Raw genomic sequence first — 5823 nt, 5'->3', positions numbered from 1 at the left:
GCCACTTCCGCGAAGACCTTGTCCTGTTCACCTATCTCCACCTCGCGCCTATGCCTGTCCTCACCGACGCCCTGCTCGCCAGCATGGTCACAGGCATCGCCTATGAGACCGTACGCGACCGCAGCGGCGGCTTGCCGCTACTGACTCCCATGAGCGAGGTAGCCGGCCGCATGAGCGTTCAGGTCGGCGCAGCCTATTTGGAGAAGGAGCATGGCGGCCGCGGCGTTCTGTTGGGCGGCGTTCCCGGCGTCGCTCCTGGTAACGTCTGCATCATCGGCGGCGGCATCGTCGGAACCAACGCCGCCAAGATCGCCCTCGGCATGGGCGCAAAGGTCACACTGATCGACCTGAACCTGAACCGCCTGCGCGAGCTGGACGACATCTTCAATGGTCGCGTCTTCACCGTGGCATCAAACAGCTACAACATCGAGCGTGCCGTCTGCGAAGCCGATCTAGTGATTGGGGGCGTCCTCATTCCCGGTGCGGCAGCGCCCAAGATCGTCACCCGCGCCATGGTCGAACGGATGAAGAAGGGCGCGGTGATCGTCGATGTGGCCATCGACCAGGGCGGTTGCATCGAGACTGCTCATCCCACCACACACAGCGATCCGTCCTACGAGGTCAATGGCGTCGTGCACTACTGCGTCACCAATATGCCCGCAGCAGTGCCGAACACCTCTACTCTTGCCCTCACCAACGCTACGTTTCCCTACGTGCTGAAGCTGGCGCGCCTGGGGGCCAGGGCTGCGATCGCCGAAGATAAGGGAATCGCCGAGGGAGTCAACACCTACGACGGCGTCCTTACCTATGCCGCCGTGGCGACCGCCCAGAAGCGCGAGTGGAAGCCAGTCTCAACCCTGGTGAGCTGACCCTCTGTAATTCTTTGCGGAAGAAAGAACGGCCGTCTGTCCCTATAATCGGGCATTGAGGGAGAAGTATGGCCACGCCCATCAACCCGAACCGGCGAAAGCTCCTGATCATCGCCCTTGGCGTGTGCTTCCTTGTGCTGCTGATCGCGCTGAATACGCTCAATGCCTTCAATTCGCCACGGCTTCCGCATCCCGTCGATCTCGCGCAGATCTTCCTGTTCACGGGACTGTCCATCGTAGCGTTCCTGCTCTTCGTGGTCATCCTGGTTCTTCTGGTCCGCAACATGCTCAAGCTCTATGCAGACCAGCGCAGCCGCGTCATGGGATCGCGTCTGCGCACGCGGATGCTCTGGGGCGCGGTGCTGGTGAGTTTTCTGCCGATTGCGTTCATGTTTGCCTTCAGCTATCTACTAATGAACCGTGCCGTCGACCGCTGGTTCGGGCAGCCGGTGACGCAGATGCGCGACGACAGCAACCACATGGCGCTCGCGCTGGCCCAGTACACCACGGCCAACGCCCGTGTCGAGGCAGACTCTATCGCATCGAGCCTTCCCGCCGCAGAGACTGCCTCAGATGCCGCCATTGAGCCAAAGCCGGTGAGGCAGTCCGCTCGCCGCCAGGTGCGTCGGCCTCGCCGAGGCACTTCGCATCAGGCGGCAGCCGCGACGGAGAAGCCGATGCCGCGGCAGGATCACGAGGCCATCAACGACATCCTGCGCCAGCATGAGATCACGTTGCAGAATGGATTCGCCATCGTCTATCGCGACGGCCTCGCGGTGGCCAGCTTCCAGATGCCCCAGCGAGATGGAGCCACCGCCGAGGTCAAGCCATGGCTGCCGGACTCGCCTGCGGATGAAAATGGCCCTCCTCCGACGATACACATGCCGCGTACCGATCCCACCGACGCCGCCATACTCACCGCTGCCCAGCGCAGCGATGCCCCCATCTTCTCGCTCGGTCAGACCGATTACGCGCTCGCCGCCACCACCGTTCAGCATGGCAATACCGTTGTCGTCGGCCTGCCCGTGCCCTTCGGCATGGCAGCGACCATGGCTCATCTTCGCAAAGAGGCCGACGCCTATTGGGTGCTCTTCCGCGAGCGCCGCCAGATCAGAAGTCTTTACATGAGCCTTCTGCTCATGATGACGATCCTTGCGCTCTTCGCGTCCAGTTGGCTTGCGTTGCATATCTCCAAGCAGGTCACACGGCCAGTAGAAGCCCTGGGCGACGCGATGGAGGCCATCGCCGCCGGAGACTACGCCCGCCGCGTCGACGAGGGAGCTACCGAAGAGCTGGGCGAGCTTGTCCGCAGCTTCAACCACATGGCCGCCGACCTTGAGGGCAGCCGCCGCGCCGTCGAACACTCCACCGTTCAACTCAGCGCAGCCAATGCCTCCCTCGAAGCCCGCCGCAGCGAGCTTGAGACCATGCTCGAGACCATTCCCAACGGCGTCGCCACGCTCGACGCCGACCGCCGTATCGTCCTCACCAACCGAGCCCTCAGCGAGATGATGGACCCAGGCGGCCAGCGTCCCTTCCTTGGCCGCGTCATCGAAGAGGTCTTCCCGCCCGAGGTCGCCGACGTCATCGACCACCTCATCAAGCGCAGCCACCGCATGGGGTCCGCTTCCAGCGAGATCGAGGTGGCCAGCCTCGGCAACGACAGGTTCGGGGGCAGCCTCAACCTGCTCGCCACCGTCGCTCTGCTCGAAACTCCCGGCACGCACGACCGCATGAGCCGCGAACATCGCGGCTACGTCATCGTCCTCGAAAACGCGACCGAACTTCTCCGCGCCCAAAAGCAGTCCGCATGGAAGGAGGTAGCTCGCCGCGTCGCCCACGAGATTAAAAATCCGCTCACTCCTATCAGTCTCAGCGCCGAGCAGATTCACCGCCACATCGACCGCCTCGCCACCACGCTCTCTGATCACAGCATCGAGTCGCCATCAACCGCCGTCATCCGCCGCTGCAGCGAGGTCATCAGTTCGTCGGTCGAGAGCATGAGGTCGCTGGTCGATCAGTTCGCCGCGCTGGCGGAGTTCCCCACAGCGCGCCCTCGCCCTGCCGATCTCAACACCATTGTCGAAAATGCGCTGGCGCTCTTTGCCGGGCGCATGCAGAACATCACCATCGTAAAAAAGATGCCCTCCGGCCTGCCGCTCGTCATGGCCGATCCCGAAGCGCTCAAGCGCGCCCTTGGCAATCTCATCGACAACGCCGCCGAGGCCATGCAGCAGAGCCTGCTCCGCGAACTCCGCATTGGCACCGCGCAACTCGAAAACGGAATGGTCGAGCTCTCCATCGCCGACACCGGTACCGGCCTCACCGACGACATGCGCGAGCGCCTCTTCCTCCCTTACTTCTCCACCAAGCAGCGCGGCACCGGCCTCGGCCTCGCCATCGCCGCCAAGATCATTCAGGAGCACCAGGGAACCATTCGTGCCGAAAAGAACTTTCCCGCCGGGGCAAAATTCATCATCGAACTAAGGGCGGCCGTCAACACCGACAGCGAGCTCGAACTTCCCAGCACCACCGCCAACGGCCACGGAGGCCCTGCTTGAACCACGTCCTTATCGTCGATGACGAAGCCGAGATCCGCGAATCGCTCCAGAGCATCCTGCGCGAAGAGGGCTACCTTGTCACCACCAGTGCCACTGCGGGCGAGGCGCTCGAACTGCTTCGCGACGCAGCCTATGATGTGGTCCTGCTCGATATCTGGCTGCCTGATCGCGACGGCCTCGAAACCCTCGCCGAGATTCGCACGCTCGATCGCGCCAATGTCCCCGAGGTCGTCATCATCAGCGGCCACGGCACGATTGAGGCCGCTGTACGCGCCACCAAGCTCGGTGCCTACGACTTCCTCGAAAAGCCGCTCTCGCTGGACCGCACCCTCATCGTTCTGAAGAACGCGATGAAGGCGCGGCAGATGCGCGAAGACAACGAAGAGTTTTCGCGCCAGCTCGCCGTGAAGGGAACCGTCACCGGCCAGAGCGTCCCCATGAAGGCGCTGCGCCAGCAGATCAAGCTGATGGCTCCCACCAACGGCCGCGTCCTCATCTTCGGCGAATCCGGCACCGGTAAGGAACTGATAGGCCGCGCCATGCACGCGGAAAGCCTGCGCAAAGACCGCCCCTTCGTCGAGCTCAACTGCGCTGCCATCCCCGAGGACTACATCGAAAGCGAGCTCTTCGGCTACCGTCACGGAGCTGTCCCCGCTGGAACCAGCGGCCCCCAGGAAAAGAAGGGCACCTTCGAGCGGGCCGACGGCGGAACCCTCTTCCTCGACGAAGTTGGCGACATGAGTCTCAAGACGCAGGCCAAAGTGCTCCGCGCTCTCGACGAGCAGCGTTTCCTTCCCGTCGGAGCTTCGCACCCCATTCACGTCGATGTCCGCGTCATCGCCGCCACCAACAAAGACCTCGAAGAGGAGATCGCCCGCGGTAACTTCCGCGAGGACCTCTTCTACCGCCTCAACGTCATTCCGTTCTTCGTGCCGCCGCTACGCGACCGCAAGGAAGACATTCCCTTGCTCGTCAAAGAATTTCTACAGGAGTTCGGCCAGCAATATGGCCGCCCTCACGTCGAGATGACCGAAGACGCCCTCACCGCACTCCGCCAATATCACTGGCCCGGCAACGTGCGCGAGCTGCGCAATCTTGTTGAGCGCGTCCTCATCCTCAACCCCAAGACACAGCGCATTGAGCGCAAACATCTGCCCATGCTCGTCTATCGCGGCCCCGGCAAGCTGACCGAATCAGGCCGTCTCAATCGTGGCGAAGAGTTCGCTTCGCTGCTCGAAGCCCGCGAAGCCTACGAGCGCGACTACATCTTGAAGAAGCTCGACGAGAACCACGGCAATGTAAGCCGCACCGCCGAATCCCTCGGCCTCGAGCGCAGCCACCTCTACCGCAAGATGAAGACCCTCGGTGTCAGCGTCAAGGAGTAGCGTGCCTTCGTCCCCGGGCTATTTCGCCAGTTTAGAGTCCCGCGCATACACGTTCACGCCGCCAAACTCGCGAAACATGTTGGCGACAAAATTGACTCCGAATTTAATCCCATAGCTCTCGACCGACTTCCCCGGCCCGTCAAACCCATTGGGCGCATAGGCTCCGGTCAGCGCCGTTGCCATGCCATATCCAATGATCTTCGAGCCATTAATTACCTCGTGGCCGTTGTCTCCCTGACAGAGGAACCCGCTGCGGAAGGCCCACCATGTCCGTCCGGCGAACGATCCCGTGCCTTTTCTAAAATAGCGGGGGTCCTGGTGAAGCAGGGACGGCATTAATCCATCGGCAAAAAGATTGCTCGATGCGATGCTGGCAGCATAGTAGCCCACCCGTTCCCCATAAGGTCCGGCTCCTGCGCCGTACTGCGGTCCATAGAAGCCCGGCTGCGACGCCAATGCAAAGAGTGTAGCCTGCGCCGGATACGAAATGTCGACCGTCTTGCGGTAGGCAAGCTCATACTTCTGCCGTACCTTCAGCTTCGGGACGGTACCGTCGATCTGATGGACGGTTTCATATCCCGGAAAAATCAGAAAAGTGCGCTGGTGATAGAGAGGTTCATTCGGAAGGTTTGGATCGATCGTGGCCTGCGCAATCGCCGCAGTCGATGCTGCTGACAGTATTCCGGCACTAAGAATTATTGTGGAACACACATCCAGGGAGAACCGTCTGAAAAATATCCTCATCATATTCATTCTCTAAAGTCTAAATTAGACACAGCCATCAGGGCTGCCAGACCTCGATCGGGGATAAATTGTCAACTTTTTTTTCACAGAACGAAACCCAACAGATAGAAATATCAACTGGGTTTCTCCTCGCCCATCTGTTTCTCCGCAATCTCTTCCAACTGCCGCCGCCAATCCAGATCTTCGACAAAACCACGCGAGCTCCGCCACTCTTCCTGCACCTTCACAAACAACTCCAGAAACACCCTCGTTCCCAGCAGCCCT

4 protein-coding genes are annotated in these 5823 nt (G+C 61.2%); 3 read left to right on the top strand and 1 reads right to left on the bottom strand.

Annotation, left to right across the window (positions count from 1 at the left end; genetic code table 11):
* From ald to VMU57_RS20400, 3 genes are all read left to right on the top strand, one after another.
* The coding region (gene ald / locus VMU57_RS20410; protein ID WP_325386800.1) for an alanine dehydrogenase at positions 1–869 on the top strand (869 nt) is incomplete at its 5' end.
* A gap of 68 nt (positions 870–937) precedes the next feature.
* Positions 938–3430 carry a sensor histidine kinase gene (locus tag VMU57_RS20405; RefSeq protein ID WP_325386798.1) on the top strand — a complete coding sequence of 831 codons (2493 nt, stop codon included), beginning with the start codon at positions 938–940 and terminating at the stop codon, positions 3428–3430.
* The gene (locus VMU57_RS20400; protein WP_325386796.1) at positions 3427–4815 is read left to right on the top strand and encodes a sigma-54 dependent transcriptional regulator; all 1389 of its coding nucleotides are present in this window, start codon (positions 3427–3429) and stop codon (positions 4813–4815) included. Before VMU57_RS20405 ends, VMU57_RS20400 begins: the two co-directional genes overlap by 4 nt.
* An 18-nt stretch (positions 4816–4833) precedes the next feature.
* On the opposite strand, the gene VMU57_RS20395 is transcribed toward VMU57_RS20400, so the two are convergent.
* Positions 4834–5526: a hypothetical protein gene (locus VMU57_RS20395; protein ID WP_325386794.1), complete on the bottom strand. Its 693-nt coding sequence runs from the start codon at positions 5524–5526 to the stop codon at positions 4834–4836.
* Positions 5527–5823 lie beyond the last annotated feature (297 nt).

Origin of the sequence: Edaphobacter sp. (assembly GCF_035532915.1) — a bacterium.
Taxonomy (GTDB): Bacteria; Acidobacteriota; Terriglobia; order Terriglobales; family Acidobacteriaceae; genus Edaphobacter.
This window is presented reverse-complemented; position numbering and strand designations above follow the sequence as displayed.

Excerpts from the sequence above, each read along its gene's own strand:
- VMU57_RS20405 (WP_325386798.1), top strand. The coding sequence starts at position 938 with ATGGCCACGCCCATCAACCCGAACCGGCGAAAGCTCCTGATCATCGCC.